Here is a 19,493-nt window from a genome sequence, read left to right as displayed (position 1 = left end):
CTGATGAGAGACTACCTAGCAATTAGAATTAGAACCCAGCGGTTACCCCCAGCGTGAAGGTGCGGCTGTTGGGGTAGGAGTTCATATCAACACCACGGCGGGAAGCATCACTGCCGAAGGCGTTGACGTCTGGGTCGTACCACTTGTAGTTGGTGAAGGTCAACACGTTGCTGACGCTGGCGTACACGTTGACGACATCAATGAAGGGCGCTGGATTCTTGAAAGAATAGCCCACGTTGATGTTTTTGAGGCGCACGTAGGAACCATCCTGCACCAAGCGGTCCGACAAGCGCGGCTGGCGCGTATCAGCGGCCAGGGCCTTCGGCCAGGTAGCGTTGGCAGCATTTTCGGGCGTCCACCGGCCGTCGTACACGAACTGAGGCACGTTGGCCACCTTACCCATCCGAATTTGGTACAGGTTGGTGTTCACAATGTCGTTGCCTTGCACACCCTGGAAGAACACGCTCAGGTTGAAATTCCGGTAAGAAAAGTTGTTCGTGATACCGAAGTTGTACTTCGGATTGGTGTTGCCGATGATCTGACGGTCTTTGGCTGTGATGGCGGGGTCTTCGTCGAAGTTCTTGTACTTAATCTCCCCAATCATCATCCGCTGCACTTCCTCCGACTGGCCCGCGTAGTTGGGGTCGGCTACCACTTCGGCTAGGTTATCATAAAAGCCATCTTCCACAAAGCCGTACACTGTGCCGATAGGCTGGCCGTTGCGTTGTAGGAAGAAGTTATCGAAGTTGTTGTAGAGGCTGCCGGCAAACTGGTCGCCGGGCAGATCCAGCATGCGGTTGCGGTTGAAGGAAATATTGGCGTTAATGTTCCAGTTGAAACGCGGCGTTGTTACGAGGGCTCCAATGCCGGATATTTCCAAACCCTTGTTCTCCACCGTGCCGAAGTTGGTGAGCTGTGTCGTAAAGCCCGTGCTGTTCGGAATCTGGATGGGCTGCAACAGGTCGTGGGTCTTCTTCTTATAGACATCCACCGTCACCGTGAAGCGGTTCTGCATAAAGCCCATATCCACACCCGCGTTGAACTGATCCGTCGTTTCCCACTTCAGATTCACGTCGGCCGGACCACGCCAGGTTACGTCGGCATAGCCTGGCTGTAGCGTGCCGTTGATGGGGTAGGCCGAAAACGCAAACATGGGTAGGGAGCGGTAGGACCCAATGCCCTGGTTACCGGTCTGGCCGTAGCCTACCCGGAATTTCAGAGTGCTGAACAGGTTCATGTCCTGCACGAAGGTTTCGTCACCGGCATTCCAAGCCAATGCAAACGAGGAGAAGTTGGCGTACTTGTTTTTCGTGGTGAAGCGGCTGGAACCGTCGCGTCGGAACGACCCTGTAACCAGGTATTTGCCTTTATAGCTGTAGTTTACGCGACCCAGCACGGAGAACAAACCGTTTTCGGACTTCCCACTGTTCAGCGTTTTCTGCGTGGTGCCGTTAAATAGGTTGTTGTTCTCAAGGAGGTCGTCGGGGAAGCCCCGCACCGACATACTGCGGTAGTAGGAGTAGCCCGTTTCACGCGTTACGGCCGCTACAGCGTTAATATTATGGTCTTGGTGGAAGGTGCGGTTGAAACTCAAGATAGATTCCAACGTGATACCACGCCACGTATCATCCGAAGAGTAGGCGTAGCCATTGGTGGTGCGCGCCTCCTGCAAGCGGCGGTTGTAATACACCTCCCGGTTGTTCACGTTGTAATTCACGCCCAGGTTCTGGCGGAACGAGAGGTAATCGGTAAACGTTAACTGCGCGTACGTCGAGGAGTAGATGCCTGTGGCATGCGTCTGGTCTTTGGCCGTGCGCGTGTAGTTGTAGGGGTTGGCGGCGGCATACCAAGAAGTAGCATCTTCACGAGCTTTCGACTCGGGTGAGGATACCGGATAGGTAGCCGGGAAGAACAGCGCCGAACTGATGATGCTGGCCTCGTTGCCGTTGGAGTTCGTCTTACCTAGATTATAGTTCGTGAACGTGATGTTGTTGTTGGTACCCAACTCAATCCATTTGTGCACTTTCCGCACAATGTTGGCTTGCAAGCCATATCGCTTAAAACCCGAGTTGACAATGATACCTTGCTGGTCCAGCATGTTCCCCGATACCGAGTAGGTGCCTTTGTCATTGCCGCCCGACATGCGTAGCGTGTAGTCTTTGGTAATGGCGCGGCGGAAGATTTCATCCTGCCAATTGGTACCTGTGAAACCGGCTGGGTAGGAGTCGCCGGCTGTGCCGTTTAGGAAGTCCTCTGGTGCTGGCAGATACGTGGAGTCACCAATGGTAGGGTCGAAACCCCGAGTACCCGGAAAGGGAAGGGTGGTCGGCGCATAGCCGTTGTACGTTTCAGCGTTGCGTTGCGCTTCGTTCTGAAACTGGGCATATTGATACGCGTTGAGCACTTTCACGCGCTTGGAAATTTCCGAGATGCTCGTGTTGGCAACTACCTCAATGCGGTCTTTGTCGGTTTTACCCTTCTTGGTTGTAATCAACACCACGCCGTTGGCGCCGCGTGAGCCGTAAATGGCCGTCGCGGATGCGTCCTTCAGAATCTCCATCGACTCGATGTCCTGTGGGTTGATATAGGACAAAGCGTTGGTTGATTGCCCAGTGCCGCCCGAAGGATTGGCACCACCAACGGAAGATCCGGTAGGCGTGGGAGAGGTAAATGGAATGCCGTCAATAACATACAGCGGCTCGCTACCGGTAAAGGAGTTTGCCCCACGAATGGTCAGGCTGATGCCCGCGCCAGGAGCTCCATCGCTGCGGTTCACTTGCACGCCCGCTACTTGTCCTTGCAGCCCTTGGTTAATGCTGGTAGGAATGGTCTTCAGGATGTCATCGGTTTTCACAGATGACACTGCTCCGGTCACGTCGCTCTTTTTCACCGATCCGTAGCCGATAACAACGACCTCTTCCAGCGCCTTCTGGTCGGTCTTTAGCCGCACATTAATGGTGGACGAACTGCTTGCCGTTATTTCTTTGGTTTCATACCCTATAAAGGAGAAAACCAACGTATTGCTACCCGCAGGAATAGTTAGTGAGTAGGCTCCCTGGGCATCTGTAATGGTGCCCGTACTGGTGCCTTTTACGGCTATACTAACGCCTGGCAAGCCACTGTTATCCGCTACATCAGTAACAGTCCCTTTTATAACAGCTTGCGCCCAGGACTCTACTGAAATTAGTAGCAGTGTAAGTAGTAGGAGAAGGGGTAAAGGCTTCTTCATTGAGGGAAATGAGTAGTGATGGGAAGTTTTTTGAGGCTAGTGAGCAGAAAACAGAAGGCATGAAATTCCCTACCCCTAGTATTTGAGAACAGGAGAATAACCTCACATCAGGAGGCAAAACGTTACAAACGGGCTACTTACTAGGGCCTCATATCTTGCGTCGACGGGTGGAGAGGCGCTTATCCCCTACCGTCTTCGCACAACTGTCAACGGGAGGACTACGGAGCGTAGCTTCTATGACATATGAGCAGAAACATTCTAACATTAACTATTGACTGTGAACGTATTGCAAACAACAAGCTCTCTTCCGAGAGAATCCACACTTAAGTGAGCTTAAACACAGCTACACAGGGTTAGAAATCGTTTGCGACGAAAATTTACGATAAATCTAAATCGATTTAGTAATGAAAAAGCAACAAACAATCTACCCTTAATACACACTAACTCCTGTGCTACTTGCAAAGTACAATACTGCATCACTATGTATACACTTATAACTACTTTTATATTAAAAAAGGTATATTATTGTTATGATACTTTTATGACGCTATTTTTATTGTTTTTAATCAAATGACAAAATTTTGCACACGTGTTATCTACTCAAAAACCTCTCTATAGCACAACTCTGATTTAATAGATAAAAGCATATTTGCAGAACAAAGAGAATCCTTTTCAAAACCCATGAAGGACCTTGATTGATGATCAATAGGTCAAATAAGTCCCTTTTGCATCAATAATAGCCTGTCTATCGAAATAAGATAGTGCGTTATGCTCCCAGAAGAAAGAAAATCAAACAGACGCATAGTTTGCCATGTTCCTTATCATATTTATATATATGATCGACAAGTGGCTTATCTTATATATGATACTATTTTAACATTTTCTAAGCATAAACCTTACGCGATTTGGATATGCCCTATCCTGTGTTATTCAGCCAACACCATTACCTATTGCTCATTGCCTGATACGCTCATAGTCCCTCTGCTCACACCGCCAGCTATTAACTTAAGTGGAGCTGTTCGTGGGTAAGGAGGCGAGGCAAATTCTTGCTATTCTTAGTAGCATTCACTCTAACACGAGCAGTTCCCCATATCCAGTGCCATCAGCTTAGACCGGTTTGCTGGTACATACAGGTTGGCAATCTGAGTTATCTGCTGGAGCGCACTGCCTATATGGTTTGCTCAGGATCAGCCAGGAATAACTTTGGCGGTAATCAAATGAAACTGCACGCCTAGTTCTCCGAAGGAACGGTAGCTTACCTACTTAGGCGTTGATGAAAGCATGTTGGCCAACCGCTTCAGAATTTCCAGACAGGCGCGGCTGTTATGGTAGGGGCATTTCCACAGGCCGGCTTTATCCTGTCCTGGCATCACAGTGTGGTCGGCGTTGATGCCCCAGCGCCATTCGCCGTGTTCGTGGTCGATGAGGTGTTGTTGGGTAAACTTCCAGACACTTAGGAAGTAGTCGTAAAACTGCTCCTCGTTCGTCAACTCGAACGCATTTAAAAAACCAACCATCGCCTCGGCCTGCACCCACCAATGCTTTTCGGCTACCATGTGTTGTTGAGCCGGATCGTATTCATAGTTCAGACCACCATCGGCAGCAAGGCCTTCGGCGGCGGCGCGGGCCAGGGCTACTGCTAGTTGCTGAAAACGAACAACTAAGATCTCCTCCCCTATCAGTTCGGCCGCATCCAATAGCAGCCAAGCGGCTTCGATGTCGTGCCCGTAGGAAACTACATCGGGCCGTGCTACCCACTGTTCATTAAAGAACAAGTGCATGTGGTGGGTTGTAGGGTCGATAATATTGTCGGCAAAGAGGCCCAGCAGTTCGACAATCCGCTGCTTTAATAGTGCCTCTGGCCACGCCCGGTACAGGTTGGCATACGCTTCCAGCACATGCAGGTGCGTATTTGTAGTCTTCTTCTCGTTGGCGTCTTTAGCGCTCAGGCGCAGATCGTTCAGGGGGGTCCAGTCGCGGGCCAGTGCTTCTAGGTATCCTCCATGTTCTGCATCGTAGCTATGTTGTTCAATGGTACGAAAAAGCTCCTGCACCAGCGCCAGGGCTTGTGCGTCGTCACTGGCTAGGTAGTATTCCGACACCCCGTAGAGCGCAAACGCCAGCGCATAGATTTGCTTTTTGGTGTCTAGCGGCTGCCCCCGGTAATCAACTGTCCAATACACACCGCCATGCTCTGGATCAATAAGATACTGCACTATATAGTTGAAAGCGCGGGTAGCCAGCGGCAGGTAGTCGGCATGATGGGTAGCGTTGTAAGCAGCCGAGAACGTCCAAAGAATACGGGCATTCAGCACCGAGCCTTTCGGGGCGTGGGGTACCACACGATTGTCGCTATCTATTTTGCCCTGAAACCCGCCGTATTCTTCATCCAGCGTGTGGGTACTCCAGTAGGAAAGAATGGCGGACAGCTCGCGTTGAAACGAGTTGGTGAGGTGCATGGCGGAAGGCAGAATGAATGAGAAATCACTGGGTATGTGAGGTAGGGCCGCAATACTAGCCGCGCCTACTGCCCTACCCCACTATAGTGCGTAGCAGTGGAAAAGGGCTGGCTGGCGCTAGAAAAAGCTTTGTTACGTTCGATCAGCTCACAGATGGCCTGCGCTGAAGAACTGGACTGTAGACCGTCTTCGGGTGTGTTCGTCACGTAGTTTATCAGTTGGTCGATGGTAGCGGTAGCCACATGCATACGGGTATCGGAAGAGGCATAGTAGATGAATACCTGACCATCGGCGTCCGCAATCCAACCGTTACTGAATACCACATTCGACACGTCTCCAACTCGCTCTTCTCCTTCCGGCGCAATGAAGTACCCTGCAGGTTTATGAATGATACGAGTAAGGTCATCTAAATCAGTCATGAACAAGTAGAGCACGTAGCGCAAGCCGGCGGCTGTATTGCGTACGCCGTGGGCCAGATGCAGCCAGCCTCGCTCGGTTTTGATGGGGGCGGGCCCCAGACCATTCTTGGCTTCATACACAGTATGGTAGCGTTTTGGGTCTATAATCACTTCTTCCGTCACCTCGGCCTGCTCGATGGAGCCAGATAGCGCAAACCCAATACCGCCACCCCTACCCGCCTCAATAAAGCTATCCTGTGGGCGCGTGTAAAAGGCGTATTTGCCTTCCACAAACTCGGGGTGTAGCACCACGTTGCGTTGCTGCGCTGAGTTGGTTTTCAGATCGGCCAACCGCTCCCATATTACCAGGTCTTTGGTGCGGGCAATGCCGCAACGCGCCACGGCAGCCGACTGGTCGGCGGCGGGGGCAGTGGGGTCGCGGCGCTCGGTACAGAACAGGCCGTATATCCAGCCATCTGCGTGCCTTGTCAGGCGCATGTCGTAGATGTTCGTTTCCGGCTCGTCGGTTTCAGGAAGCACAATGGGGTACTCCCAGAAACGGAAATTATCGATGCCATTCGGACTTTCGGCCACCGCAAAGAACGATTTACGGTCTACACCCTCTACCCGTGCCACTAGCACATACTTGTCGTGCCACTTGATAGCGCCGGCGTTGAAGGCCGCGTTGATACCGATCCGCTCCATACAGTAGGGGTTGGTAGCGGGGTTCAGGTCGTAGCGCCAGGTAAGGGGCGTGTGGGCGGCCGTTAATACGGGATGCTGATAGCGTTTGATAACGCCGTTACCTAGCTCTTCCGGAAAGTTAGCAGCCGACAGGAGAGCTTCGTGGTGGGCGTGTAGCGCGCGAAAACGGTTGTTGAAAAGAGTAGCCATAGCGTTATCACCGAAGGTGTGTGGGACGATTTCCTGTTGGTAAGTGGTAGAGGGAAGTAGATGAGCAGTTGGCTGCTGCGAAGGCGTAGCAAAGCGATGAGCGGCGGTAGCGCCTTAATAAGCACTAAGCCGGTTCCACCAGGTTTTTTTCAGAATGATGACTACTACTGCCAGAATACCCACCGTGATGAGCAGCGGCAACTGCTGCATCAGAATCAAGTACATGGGTAGAATAGTCAGGCACAGCTGCGCAATGATGCCCAGCACCACATTGAACATATTCAGCCGAAAGTTGCGGTTGGGCTGAAACGTGGGGTCCTCGGCTACTACCTGTGCATGCACAGGCCCCCAAAAGCCCCAGGGCCGTACCGTGCGGTAAAATTCGGTAAGTACCGCTGCATCGGTGGGGGGCGTGGCATAGGAGCCTACCACCGACCCGGCCAATGAGATGGCAAACAGCAGTGGGAAAAAGTAAAGCAGGTTGCCAGCGGGAATGAAAAACCCAAAAAGCATGGCTGCCACAATGCCTACCAGCATCCCCCAGAAAAAGCCTGTGGCATTGAAGCGCCACCAATGCCATTTCAGCACGTTAGAAGCAATATACCCCCCATACAGCGCCGACACGATGAATTGCAGCACACTGTTTACGTCTTTGGCAAAGAACCCCAGCAGCACACCCACCGCTACCACCAGTATGCCTACCACGTAGTTCAGGGAGATAATCTGGCGGGTAGTAGCGCTGGGATTGAGGTACTTCAGGTAAATGTCGTTTACGATGTAGGCCTGCGCGGCATTTACGGTACCGCTGAACGTGCCCATAAAGGCACCCAGCAACCCGGTGAGCACCAGCCCTACCAGCCCAGTGGGTAGGAAATTATTGATAGCGACTGGTAAAATCCGCTCGAAGTCGATGCTGCCAGCCGAGTCCGTCAGATTCATCTGACGATAGTAGAGCAACCCCAGTACCGTGAGGCCAATGATCAGGGAGTAGCGAATGGGGAGCAGAATAATGGACACGAAGCCGCTCATTTTGCTGGCTTCCTCCGGCGAGCGAGTCGAGAGAATCTTCTGCATGTCGTAGTTCGGCGCTGGGCCGGCCAGCGAAGCAAACACGCCTTTGAAGGCCATCATCATAAAGAATAGACCAAACAGGGAGTAGCCGTCGCTGGCGATTTTGCTGTTGACTTCCGGAATCAGGCGCGACCAATCCAAGCCCAAGCGCCATCCAAAGAAAGGATTGAACCATCCTTCGGGTACCGCTAATTGCTTGCTTTGCAATTGTATGTAGGCAATGATAGCAATGGAAAAGCATGCCGCCGTCATGATGGCATACTTGATCATATCTCCGAGCACAATGCTATGCATCCCCCCAATAATGGAGTAGAACATCGCAAACAGGGTGAACACGATACCGTAGACGTGCGGCACGTATTGCGGCGCCACCGCAAACGGCACATAATCGCGCACTAATTCCCAGGGGACAAAAATCTCAATGAACTTGCCCAGCCCTACGAAGCCATAGGCCAAAAAGCCAAGGCAACTCAGCAACGCAAACGCAATAACCACCTGGTGCGACGCGGTAACACCAGGCCCAGTTTTGCCAAAGCGCGTGGCCAGCCACTCGGCGCCGGTACTAGCGTTGGAGCGGCGCAGCCAGCGTGAGAGGTACATCATCAGAAACACTTGGTTGAATACAGGCCATAGCCATGGAATCCAGATGCTCTTCATGCCATACACAAAGCACAAACTCACCATCCACATGGTGCCGCTGATATCGAACATATCGGAAGCATCGCTCAGCCCTAGCTTGTACCACGGAATAGTGCGGCCACCCAGCATGTAGCTATCCTTATTCTGGCGAGCTTTCTTGCGATAGTATAAGCCAATGAGTACGGTTAGCAGCAGATAAGCGGCAATGATTAAAAGATCCAGTAAGTGTAGCCTCATGCTGCTGGCGTAAGCGCGGAGAGTTGTAGGGAGAAGAAAAAGAACAAATCGTTATCGTTTTTCACGAAGGTGTTCTGGCGTTGGCCCGGTCTGGCATACCACCCCGGAGCATAGTAAATACTTAAATACCTTCCCTGCTGACTTGGGTAGGACGCGCGAAGTAATCCCTGTTTGCCAATTGCGTACTAACCAAGTAGGGTAGCAGCGCGCTTCGTTTCAGCAGAATCATACTACCAAAGATTACAGCTAGCTGGACAAGCAATTACAGACTAAGGCGGGCTGCTATAGTTGTTGACTTACGTTCAGGTAGGAAACACTTGGTCAAGCAGTTTTTAGGTCTATTGCCGCGCAAAGGCCACTCAACGAGCCCAACAGATAAGCGATATAAGCAAAGGTATTCACCTATAATATCCCTTAGTAATACTATTTTAACTTTATCTTGTATTAAATTTTATTTTATCTATTTTTGAATAAACAGATGATCAAATATTTAATTTAATTATCTAATTATTAGATGTTTATTACAGAAAATAATACTAATATATTTTTGCCCACTCTTTACTTGCCAACTGATCATGAGACAGGAGATTATGCGGGAGATTACTCCACTTACGCAGAACGACTGCTTTACACTTTTCTCACGAAAAAAGAAAAAGTTCGATTTCCCGCTGCACTATCATGAGGAGTTTGAACTCAACCTGATCATCAATGCTAAGGGCGCAAAACGTATTGTGGGCGACCACATTGACCTAATTGACGACTTGGAGTTGGTATTAGTTGGACCCAATCTGTACCACGCGTGGTTTACGCACAAATGCGAGACGGAAGACATTCGCGAGTTGACCATTCAGTTTCACAAAGACTTATTCGACGAGCGGTTTCTGCGTAAAAACCAGCTCAGCTTTATCCGCACCTTATTCGAGAAATCACAGCGCGGTATTTTGTTTTCCCGCGAAACAATAGAACGTCTGCTGCCGCGATTACTGCAACTAGAGCAGAAGAGCGGTTTCGACTCGGTATTGGAGCTTATGTCGTTGTTGCACGATCTTTCTACCTCGCGCAACATGCACACGCTTTCCAACGCAACTTCCAACAACGAGCAGCTTAACTATAATAGCCGGCGTATCGAGAAGGTGTTTGAGTACATGAATGATAACTACAGCCAACCTATCACCCTTTTGGATGTAGCAAAGGTGGCCGACATGCCCGAGGCCTCATTCAGCCGCTTTATCAAAAAGCGGATCGGTAGCACATTTATCGACAGCTTAAATGAAATTCGGCTTGGGCACGCCTCGCGCATGCTCATCGACACAACGCATAACGTTGCAGAGGTAGCGTATAAGTGCGGTTTTCACAATATTTCCAACTTCAATCGCACGTTCAAGAAGAAGAAAGGCTGTACACCTACTGAGTTTAGGGAAAATTATTCCGGCACCCGCATCTTTATTTAGTGCTAAATGAATTTGTCTTATTCTAGATGTATAGTCCCAGCGTGAAGTGGGTCGGGTCTTGTGTAAAGATAGTCGGGTTCTGTCTTGTCCGGAAATACGTTGACAGTTTTTCACCTTAAAAACTGTTCTATGCAAGACCACATTCGCGACCTGCTTCACCGGTTCCAGTACAGCGAGCAACTGAAAGAAGCGGCGGCGTTCCGCATCCTTATCGGCGGGGAAGATCCCCGCCATGTCATGGTGGACCTGGACATTCATAACAGCTACACGCTGCGCAACTGGGTGAGTCAGTATCAACGCAAGATCCAGACGGGCTTGTTCGTTGCGCCTGCGATGAAACGCACTCAGAAACAGGACGTCCATGCGCTACAACAGCGCAATCAGTAGCTGACGCAGTTGCTGCAGGAAGCTAATCTGCTCATGCTCGCGCTCAACACGATAATCGAAGTGGGTGAACAAGAACTGAAGGTCCCGATCCGAAAAAAGTCTGGCACCAAACGGTCTCACGGCTGAAAAGCAATGAAATAGCACAGGTGAGCGTCGGGTGCCTGTGCCGACTGTTTGGTGTGAGCCGACAAGCCTTCTACCGCAAAGAGCAGTATCTGCAGCGGGCGCGTGGTCAGTCGCTCTTGGTGCTTAACCTGGTACTGGCGTTACGGCGCGAAATACCGGGCCTGGGCACACGTAAGCTGCACGTGTTGCTGCAAGAGCCCTTAGTGGAAAGCGGAATTAAAATGGGGTGGACAAACTACATCAACTCTTGCACGAGCATGGCCTAAAGTCCCCAAGACAACGAATTCACTGCACAGCCTGCGGAAATACCCCAACCTGTTGCGGAATAAGCCCATCACAGCGCCTAGCCAAGTATGGGTCAGGATATTACCTATCTATGCATTGGATTAGGCTTCGCCTATCTATCCTTGATCACAGATGCCTATTCCAAAATGATCATGGGGTATTGCCTGCATCCTCTCCTGACGGCAGAAGGGTCCGCCAAGGCCTTGGACATGGCGCTGAGCCACGGTGAGATCAGCCAAGAGCTCATCCATCACTCGGATCGGGGAAGCCAGTACTGCAGCTTCCACTACGTGCAAAAGTTGCGACAAGCCGGCATTAACATTAGTATGACGGAAAACGGAGATCCGTACGAGAATGCCATTGCCGAGCTAGTCAACGACATCTTGAAAATTGACTTCCGCTTGAACTGGGTATGCAACACCTTTGAAGAAGCGCAACGGACAGTTGAAGCCAGTACCGTAACTACAACCACCTGCGGCCTCACATGAGCTGCGGGTACTTGACGCCAGCCGCAGCCCACGCCAGTACCGAACCATTGCAGCACCTATGGAAGCCGAAAGTATACCCATCCCGTAGAAAGGAGGGCTCTAACGAGCCCCATTTACCAACAGTGACAACCTCCCGTCAGGACTACTAACGCACCATTATCTCTCACCGAAAAACGGAAGAATAGTGGGACGCTCTACCGCATAGGTTTTAATAACCGAGTGGCCGACGTCTTTAAATATTTGGTGGCCGGCACTACCTGGTACGCAGGATTTACCCGCAACAACTCTTCCAACACGGCGATATGGTTCTGGCCGTAGATGACCAAGAGGCGTTGCGCGTGCGTCTGTTGCTGCACGCGTAATAGGTTGGCATAGATTTTTAAATTCCGGTTGTAAAACAAACTGATGTACTGCACACCGATGTAGGCAGTATCTACCTGGCTCACGTCGGGCGGGTTCGCGCTGGAGAAGGCACCATCGGTCACGTAGGCCGGCGTGTTGTACACGGCCCGATGGCTGAGGGCAAGCATTTTCGGCTGGTTCATCAAAGCAATGTAGTCGTAGACCGATAAGCTGTCGTGCTGCACTAAGCGTTTGAGCGGGCGCGCCGTGGTTTGCAGGGCCTGCAAATCGTGCTGGAACAAGGCTATATTGTGCCCGCTGCGCAGCAGACTTTGGGACGTGCTAACATAGTAGTTGATACCGCGTGGCGCGGGCAGGTGCAAAGCCTTGGCTAGGGCAAAGCCGACTTGGTAGATCTCACTGCGCCCGTAGGGCACGGCGGTTAAGGGCAGTATGCCTTGTCGATAGGGCGCGTAGAGACTGTCGAGGTGCGGTTGCTCTCGGGGTTCGGCTTCTACCAGAATCAGGTCCGGCTTAAACCTAGCTAATCGCGTCCGGAGTTGGGCGAGTTCCGCTTGTTTCTTTGGACTGAATACATCGGACTGCGCTGCCTGCTTCGTGTAGAGTTGACTTAAGTGGTCGAAGCCAATGGCGAGCACTTGGATTTTAGGCGCCGGCGCCTGGGCCCAACAGCCGCTACCCAGGCCTAGCCCGAGCAGAAGCACTACTAAAAAAGCAGCCAGTCTGCTGGCTGACCAAGTCCGAGAAGCTAGCTTGGAATGAGAATCGTAAAAAGGCATGTAAAAAAAGGGAAATGGACTAAGTAATAAATAACGCGCTGTCCTGTCCGAGTTTGGACAGTCAGCCGCTATCTGCCTGAAATAGGGCCAAGTATCATACCTTATTTGCAACCTATTGCTAGACAATATCTTACTCGAACTTAACTAAGTTTACCCTACTTCCACGGTGTCCATGAATGAACACCGTGTCCACTTATCGACACAGTGCCTGATGCTCCTTTCGCCAACCTACCGTTTCTTGCGCACTTCCGGCAACAGCCAAAACGGCCCAGAAAAGTTACTTTTCTGGGCCGTTTTTCAATACCCTTTTTTGCGCACTGAGTTGCTCGCATGCTTCCTGTGGCACGGCGTCAGCATTTCCAATTGCTAGACTCCGCACCGCTACGCACGCGGGCCCCTACGCGAAAAGCGCTGCCAAAAGTCAAGCGTTGCCTCAAGTAGATCTTGCTCCACCCGAGATACCTGCTAGCAGCTTCCCTATCGCCTCTAGACAACTAATACTAGCGCTGGTACAGCCACGCTGCGCCGCAGTACCCGAACCGCGGCCGCTACGGATGCCAAGCCGCCGCTAACGACGTCTAGCAGGAAAAGTGTCTCGGCGGAAGCCAACGCCCACCACAATTATTCCGAGTAGGCTGCCTAGACACAGCCAAGCAAATACGTCCCCCCACGCCCGATAGAAGGTCCACACCTGTTGCACCGGCACGGTGACTACTAAGGCTTTAACCTCGGGGGCCAAGTGGTACTGGCTGTGCACTTCTTCGCCGTACGCCGTCGTCAGGCTACTTTTTCCCTGGCCCGCGATGCGAAACAGGGCAAAGCCGTTTTCCACCGCTCGCGCGGCGGCCATGCGCGCGTGCAGGTCCCGAATGCCGGGCCAGTCGGCCGCCGGGGCAAACATGATGTTGGCGGCACCTGCCTGGCGGATCAGGCCGGGGTAATCGAAATCGGCGCAGATGGCGCCGGAGTAAACCACGGAGTCTACCTGAAATACAGTCGGCGTCTGCTGCGCGGCAACGGCCGGCTCCATGCCTGCCACGGGCTTGTTCTTCACATAGTCGTAGACCACCTGACCCTGCGGGGAAAAGATGGTCAAGTGGTTTCGTCCGGGGCGGACCGGAAAGCCCCGCTCTACCAGATAGTAGGTCACGCCCAGATAAAGGCCGTTGGCCGCGGCAAAGTGGGCATTGCGCGCCGCAAAGGCCGCTGAGTCGGGCCGATAGACGAGCACGGCGGCCTCATGCCAGATCACCCACTGCGGCCGGTAGCGCTGCGCGTACGCGCGGGTCTGGGCCAAGTAGTAGCGGTGCGCGGCGGCGGCTTTGTGCCGTAGCCGTGTGCTGTCGCGCGCTAGCGTCTGGTGTCGGCCTCGCACTACGTCCTGAAACCAAGGCCACGAGCGCGCATCCTGAAAGGTGAGACCCAACACCCGCACCTGCGCCCGCGCGGGCACTTGCTGGTGCACCCGCAGCCATCCTTCCCCGAAGCAGAGCAGCAGCAACCCGAGCGTCCGCGCCACCGGCCCGCCGCCGCGCTGGCCCAAGCGCCAGCGCTGCACGGCCTCGAACAGCAGGCTGGCCGTGGCGTACAGCACAAACGTCACGCCGTAAATACCCGTCCAGGCCGTCAGCTGTAGCAAGTAGCGGTTGCCCTGCGAGTAGCCCACCGAGCCCCAGGTCCCATTGGGTCCCAGCGCCAAGCCGTACTCCACGCTGACGGCCGCCAGGGGCAGCAGCAGCCAGCGGACCGCGGGGGGGACGCGGGGGGCCAGGGTCCGCCGCAGCAGAAACGGCAGCAGGTAGGTGGCGGCGAAGACCAGGTTGGTCACGTGAAAGGCGGGTCCCGTCAATACATTGATTGTGTGCTGCGTACTGTAGACGAGCGTCAGGCTCAGGACCCCGACCGCGTAGCCCACCAGGGGGCGCAGCGGGTGCAAGAAGACGAGCCACAGCAGCGGGGTCAGCCAGGCAAGCAGCGCCCCCCGGCCGGGATATTCCCCCAGCAGGTATTCCAGGGTGCAAAGCGGTACGAGCACACAGAGCCCAGCCGACCAGCGCCTTCCGACGAAACGAAGAAGATCCATTAGGCAAAGGTGCTGCTTGGTCTGCCCCCGCCACTTGATTACAATCAAAAAAGGCCGAGCTGGTCGCCGGTTATCGCCTAGCCGGTCCCTTGGCTCTCGGTGGTGCCCCCTACCCCTTGGCGCGAACCCGGCTGAGCGTTTCCGGGGTGATGCCCAGGTAGGAGGCAATCATGCCCAGCGGCAGGCGGGCTAGAATGGGCCGGTAGTGGGCGCAGAAGTGCTGATACTTTTCGGCCGGAGAAGTGAAACGCAACGAGTTCAGCCGTTCCGACTGCTCCAGGAACTGCGCACTCATGAGGACGCGCCCGAAGCGTTCCATTTCGTGAAACCGGTCGAACAGGTCTAGGAGGTCCTCCAAGGACAGGGAATACGCCTGCGTCGGCTCAATGGCCGCAATAGCGTACGCATCCGGCACGCCGCGCATAAAGCTGTAGGCGGAAGTCATCCACTGGTTTTCGGCCGCAAAGCCATCGGTCACGAGCCGGCCATCCTTGTTGAAGTAGATGCGCACCAGGCCCTGCTGGATCCAGTAGGTGCGGCGGCATACTGTATCGGCCGCGTGGAGCAGTTCCCCCTTCTGAAAGTGGTGGTGGTGCGCCCGCTGGCACACCGCGGCGGCGAGCGGCGGCGAGAGGGTTGTGAACTGCGCCATGTGCTGGAGAAGCGGGTGCATACCGGAAGGTAGGACTTGGAAAACGGGAAGGAATGCCTTATAAGAAATAGACTGTACAACAGTTCTGAACCATGCCCTGGCTGTCTTGTACGTCCAAAACAGGGGGGGGCTACCTGAACAAACCGACCTAAAAACCGCTGAATGCAGAATTTCAGCTTGTAACGCACGCAGTTGGGAGCCGCTCACTTAACTGCTGTACCAACCTTTTAACCGAGGCCAATGACCTTCTCACTGGGCAGCGGGACTAATGGTGCCGCTCACCTTCACCAACTCGGTACATAGCCAAGTAATGCGACAGCGGACGTTGGTGGTGGCGTAAACCCAAGTAGTTGTCTTCAAACGATCGGCAACTACTGCCGTTTGGGTCTGCTCTGATAGCAGGGCTCGAACCTGCGGCCACCCGGTACCAGAGCCGGGCGCTCTTCCACTGAGCTATACCAGAGTTGGGATGAGGGCAGGACTCGAACCTGCGACCAACCGGGTAGAGCCGGACGTTCTTCCACTGAACTACCTCATCCTGCTAGCGTATTCCGTTCGTTCTACTCGGGGTGGAGGGGCCACGCCGCCTTGCCCGAGAAATAGCGGTGCCGCTTTAAGACGGTGGCAAGATACGGATTGGAAATGCGTACGCCGTGCACCAGTTCCGGGGTCGGTCGAAACTTTACTACGCCATGCGGCCGGGGGGCGAGCCAACCGGACTTTTCCGGGTCGAGGCCCGCTTGCTGACACGCGGCGGCCACTTGTGCGCGGGTGCAGGTAGCGGTGCCAGCAAACACCTCCCACGGCAGCGGCAACGCGGCCCAGACCTGCGTGTTGGGGTCCAGCCCCTGGCCGGCGCTGCGGTGCCAGGCGGCCACATCGGCGGCCATCAGGCGCAGCGCCTTGCCGAAGCACAGCTCCTCGAGCACGAACTCCATGCCGAGGGCGTAGAGCAGGTTAATCCAGTTGTCGCGGGCCTTGTTCCAGGCACCCGCGGCGGCATTCCACGTGGAGGAGTCGTCGCCCCGCTTCACAATCATGGTCTGCCGGGCAAAGGTGTTGCGGGCCCAGACGTCCCGTAAATACGTAGCGGCCTCCTGCAGGAAGGTGGTCCAACGGCCGAGTAGCTGGCCCTGCTGCTCGCTGGAAAGCTGGGCCAAGACGTGGGGAGCGGGGTACACGTGGGCTATGGCCCACCAGTTGGCCGTGGGGCTGGCGGGCTGCGCGGCCGCGCCCAACCAGCGTGCCACGGTGGAAGGGGCAGTACCCGCACAGCGCTGAAACAGCATGTCGGCTACCTCGTCGTAGGGCCGCTGCTGCCCGTCGATGGTAAATTCGCTGCGCAAGTTGCAGCGGGCTGTGTAGTAGGCGATGAAGGCGGCGCTATCCAGGTCGCGAGCAAAGACTTCATAGGATAGGTCGTGGACCAACCCGTGCTTGGCTACTTGTTCCAGCTCTAGCTTGCGCCACTCCCGCAGCATGCGCTGTAATTTCTCCTCCAAATGCCGCACCGAGCGAAAAAGCTTGTTGTAGCGCCGTTTGGAAAGGTCCAGGCCGGCCGCCGTGCGGGCGGCCCGGTCGAGGCGGTCGGTACGGTAGTTGTTTGCCTGGTACTGCTTGCCGATGAGCGGGTTGATCTGTCGCAGGAAGGCGGCTACCTCGTCGGCCGAGTCGTAGCGCTGCGCAGCAGGAAGCGGCACGCCAAACAAGACGGCCGACTGCTGCACTTGCTGCGTGGCCCCGACGGGTGTGCGAAAGGTTTCCAGCAGGGATGTGTACTGCCAGACGCTTTGCCGGACGGAATGACTGGCCGCTCGGCGCAACGTAGCCAGCTGCGTCGGCGTCAGGCGGTCTTGCAGCAAGGGCAATAGTAGGTCGGCAATGTCTTCGGGACGCCGCCGCTGCTGCAGCGTTTCGTAAAGGGGCCGTAAATCCATGAGGCGAAGGGTAGAGAAGATATGGGCAACACGTGCCTTCGGTTGGCTTTTCGGGCCGCCGCTTAGCCGTACATAAAGTACACGGTCGTGCTGCCTTGCTGCTGCGCGCGCGTCAGGAAGCGCCGGAAATTGCGCAGGTCCTGGCCGAAGTTGTTGTCGAGATACCCGTCGCCTGGATCCTGAGCGAAATCAGCGAAATAGCTTATGTCGCGGAGCGTATCATAGCCATGATCATTCAGCCGGCTCGGTAGATCTTCCAGTTGGGGGAGCTTTGTAAGCAGCTGGTCGATGAGAGATGTTACCACTGCTAAGTTGCCGTCAAGCTGCGCTTTGTCTGTTTCGGCTTGTTGCAGAATTTCTTCTCGTTCCTCGTCATTTTCGGCCAAGGCTAGTTGCATTTCCAATGATTTATCACAAGGGTAGTTCTCCATGTCGTACAAGGGAGTAATGTCTATCCCTGTTAATCGGCCGATTTGGTCAAGCTCGGGTTCACCCTCCACGACATTGCGGCGACACATCAGGTTGCAGAAGGTTCGGCTCAGGCTATGCTGGTCGAATAAATCCAGTTCGTCTGCGTCTGACTCTTCTTGGTGGTTGGCTTGCAGGTGAATATCAAGGCCCATTGCAGGAGAAGGGAATACGTTGGAAGGATACGGCGGAGTAGGTACAACGCAATTACGGCAAGGCAAAGGAGCAAAGAAGAATTGAAGGTGGAAAGCCTTCTTGCGTGACTTATGCCTTGTCATAAGCGCATAGTGGCTTACTCAGCCGTTTTCCCTACCTCGCCTAGTAGCTCCAGATGTGGGGCCAGCCTCTTCCGTATCGGATACGTTGCGCAGAACCGCGGCGGGCCGCGTATCTTGGGCGCCATGGCAGAAGCAACGTTTTCCGGACTGGCTGGGCGCATTACACACCTGCACGAGCAAACGCAACGAGCGGCGGCGCGACAGATCAACTATTGGTTGACGGTGCGCAACTGGCTCATCGGCTACTACATTGCTGAATATGAGCAGCACGGCGAAGACCGGGCCACCTACGGCGCCCGGCTGATGCCGGAACTGGCGCAGCAAGTGAAGCAGGTACGGGGATTATCGACGCAGCAACTGTACCGGTGCGTCGACTTTTATCGAACCTACCCGACAATTCTCTCAACAGCGTCGAGAGAATTGTCAGGGTTGAATTTGCCTGCGCTACCAGCCTTCTCCCCGGCTGAGGCGCCCCTACCCGGCGTGGCACCGGAGCTGCTGCTGCGTCGGCTGAGCTTTTCGCACTTCCTGGAGTTGCTGCCGCTGACGGACCCGCTGCAGCGGGCTTTTTACGAGTTGCAGGCGGTGAAGAACAGCTGGTCGGTGCGGGAGTTGAAGCGGGCCGTGGGCACCATGCTCTACGAGCGCACGGGGCTGTCGACGGACAAGGCCACGGTGCTGGCAGGCCACGCCGGCGCGCAGCCACTACAGGTAGCCGACGTGGTGAAGAACCCTTACGTGCTGGAGTTCCTGGGGCTGGAAGAGCGGGCCAGCTACAGCGAACAAGATCTGGAAACGGCCATCATCGAGCACCTGCAGACCTTTCTGGTGGAGCTGGGGCGGGGCTTTTGCTTCGAGGCCCGGCAGAAGCGCATCACCTTTGACAACGAGCACTACTACATCGACCTAGTGTTTTACCACCGCATCCTGAAATGTCACGTGCTGGTCGACCTGAAGATTGGGGCCTTCAGCCACGCCGACGCCGGGCAGATGAACGTGTACCTGAACTACTACCGCGAAAATGAAATGACGGAGGGCGACAACCCGCCGGTGGGCCTGATTCTGTGCGCGCAGAAGAACGATACGCTGGTGCGCTACGCTACCACGGGATTGTCGGAGCAACTGTTCGTGAGTAAATACCGGGTGAATTTGCCCTCGGAAGCGGAGCTGCAACAGCTGGTGCGGGAGGAGCAGGCGCGTCTAGGGAAGGACGTATAACTGTCGGCTACTCTATTTCTTGTCTGTTAATTCCAGCTACTCCACCATGCG

At 54.4% G+C, this 19,493-nt stretch carries 14 protein-coding genes and 2 tRNA genes; 5 read left to right on the top strand and 11 right to left on the bottom strand.

Annotated elements, in window-relative coordinates:
- Window positions 1-28: 28 nt before the first annotated feature.
- From F1C16_RS22755 to F1C16_RS22740, 4 genes are all read right to left on the bottom strand, one after another.
- Window positions 29-3,229: a TonB-dependent receptor gene (locus F1C16_RS22755; protein ID WP_185284785.1), complete on the bottom strand. Its 3,201-nt coding sequence runs from the start codon at window positions 3,227-3,229 to the stop codon at window positions 29-31.
- A 1,259-nt stretch (window positions 3,230-4,488) separates the two neighbouring features.
- Window positions 4,489-5,688 carry an AGE family epimerase/isomerase gene (locus F1C16_RS22750; RefSeq protein ID WP_185284784.1) on the bottom strand — a complete coding sequence of 400 codons (1,200 nt, stop codon included), beginning with the start codon at window positions 5,686-5,688 and terminating at the stop codon, window positions 4,489-4,491.
- A 65-nt stretch (window positions 5,689-5,753) separates the two neighbouring features.
- Window positions 5,754-6,980: a glycosidase gene (locus F1C16_RS22745; RefSeq protein ID WP_185284783.1), complete on the bottom strand. Its 1,227-nt coding sequence runs from the start codon at window positions 6,978-6,980 to the stop codon at window positions 5,754-5,756.
- 114 nt (window positions 6,981-7,094) lie between these two features.
- The gene (locus F1C16_RS22740; RefSeq protein WP_185284782.1) at window positions 7,095-8,927 is read right to left on the bottom strand and encodes a sodium:solute symporter family protein; all 1,833 of its coding nucleotides are present in this window, start codon (window positions 8,925-8,927) and stop codon (window positions 7,095-7,097) included.
- 575 nt (window positions 8,928-9,502) lie between these two features.
- Between F1C16_RS22740 and F1C16_RS22735 the strand changes: the two genes are divergently transcribed.
- The 4 genes from F1C16_RS22735 to F1C16_RS22720 all read left to right on the top strand — a co-directional run bounded on the left by F1C16_RS22735 (window position 9,503) and on the right by F1C16_RS22720 (window position 11,664).
- Window positions 9,503-10,378, top strand: a complete 876-nt coding sequence (locus F1C16_RS22735) for an AraC family transcriptional regulator (RefSeq protein WP_185284781.1) — start codon at window positions 9,503-9,505, stop codon at window positions 10,376-10,378.
- Between the two features lie 129 nt (window positions 10,379-10,507).
- The gene (locus tag F1C16_RS22730; protein ID WP_185284780.1) at window positions 10,508-10,765 is read left to right on the top strand and encodes a hypothetical protein; all 258 of its coding nucleotides are present in this window, start codon (window positions 10,508-10,510) and stop codon (window positions 10,763-10,765) included.
- Between the two features lie 179 nt (window positions 10,766-10,944).
- Window positions 10,945-11,157: a hypothetical protein gene (locus tag F1C16_RS22725; protein WP_185284779.1), complete on the top strand. Its 213-nt coding sequence runs from the start codon at window positions 10,945-10,947 to the stop codon at window positions 11,155-11,157.
- Between the two features lie 87 nt (window positions 11,158-11,244).
- The gene (locus F1C16_RS22720) at window positions 11,245-11,664 is read left to right on the top strand and encodes a DDE-type integrase/transposase/recombinase (RefSeq protein ID WP_185284778.1); all 420 of its coding nucleotides are present in this window, start codon (window positions 11,245-11,247) and stop codon (window positions 11,662-11,664) included.
- A gap of 194 nt (window positions 11,665-11,858) precedes the next feature.
- Here the strand turns inward: F1C16_RS22720 and F1C16_RS22715 are convergent, their stop codons facing one another.
- The 7 genes from F1C16_RS22715 to F1C16_RS22685 all read right to left on the bottom strand — a co-directional run bounded on the left by F1C16_RS22715 (window position 11,859) and on the right by F1C16_RS22685 (window position 18,101).
- Window positions 11,859-12,731: a DUF5694 domain-containing protein gene (locus tag F1C16_RS22715; RefSeq protein ID WP_258049206.1), complete on the bottom strand. Its 873-nt coding sequence runs from the start codon at window positions 12,729-12,731 to the stop codon at window positions 11,859-11,861.
- Window positions 12,732-13,374: 643 nt separating this feature from the next.
- Window positions 13,375-14,841: a hypothetical protein gene (locus F1C16_RS22710; RefSeq protein ID WP_185284777.1), complete on the bottom strand. Its 1,467-nt coding sequence runs from the start codon at window positions 14,839-14,841 to the stop codon at window positions 13,375-13,377.
- A gap of 157 nt (window positions 14,842-14,998) precedes the next feature.
- Window positions 14,999-15,562, bottom strand: a complete 564-nt coding sequence (locus tag F1C16_RS22705; RefSeq protein ID WP_185284776.1) for a Crp/Fnr family transcriptional regulator — start codon at window positions 15,560-15,562, stop codon at window positions 14,999-15,001.
- A gap of 369 nt (window positions 15,563-15,931) precedes the next feature.
- Window positions 15,932-16,004, bottom strand: a tRNA-Gln gene (locus F1C16_RS22700).
- 4 nt (window positions 16,005-16,008) lie between these two features.
- Window positions 16,009-16,079, bottom strand: a tRNA-OTHER gene (locus F1C16_RS22695).
- A 22-nt stretch (window positions 16,080-16,101) separates the two neighbouring features.
- Complete coding sequence (locus F1C16_RS22690) at window positions 16,102-17,478, bottom strand: hypothetical protein (RefSeq protein ID WP_185284775.1); 1,377 nt, start codon at window positions 17,476-17,478, stop codon at window positions 16,102-16,104.
- 62 nt (window positions 17,479-17,540) lie between these two features.
- Window positions 17,541-18,101, bottom strand: a complete 561-nt coding sequence (locus tag F1C16_RS22685; RefSeq protein ID WP_185284774.1) for a hypothetical protein — start codon at window positions 18,099-18,101, stop codon at window positions 17,541-17,543.
- Between the two features lie 246 nt (window positions 18,102-18,347).
- Between F1C16_RS22685 and F1C16_RS22680 the strand changes: the two genes are divergently transcribed.
- Complete coding sequence (locus F1C16_RS22680; protein WP_185284773.1) at window positions 18,348-19,442, top strand: YhcG family protein; 1,095 nt, start codon at window positions 18,348-18,350, stop codon at window positions 19,440-19,442.
- Window positions 19,443-19,493: the final 51 nt, after the last annotated feature.

The sequence above is a fragment of the Hymenobacter sp. NBH84 genome (assembly GCF_014217645.1).
In the GTDB taxonomy this organism is placed as follows: Bacteria; Bacteroidota; Bacteroidia; order Cytophagales; family Hymenobacteraceae; genus Hymenobacter; species Hymenobacter profundi.
Note: the sequence above shows the minus strand (reverse complement) of the source record. Positions and strands in the feature narration are given on the sequence as shown.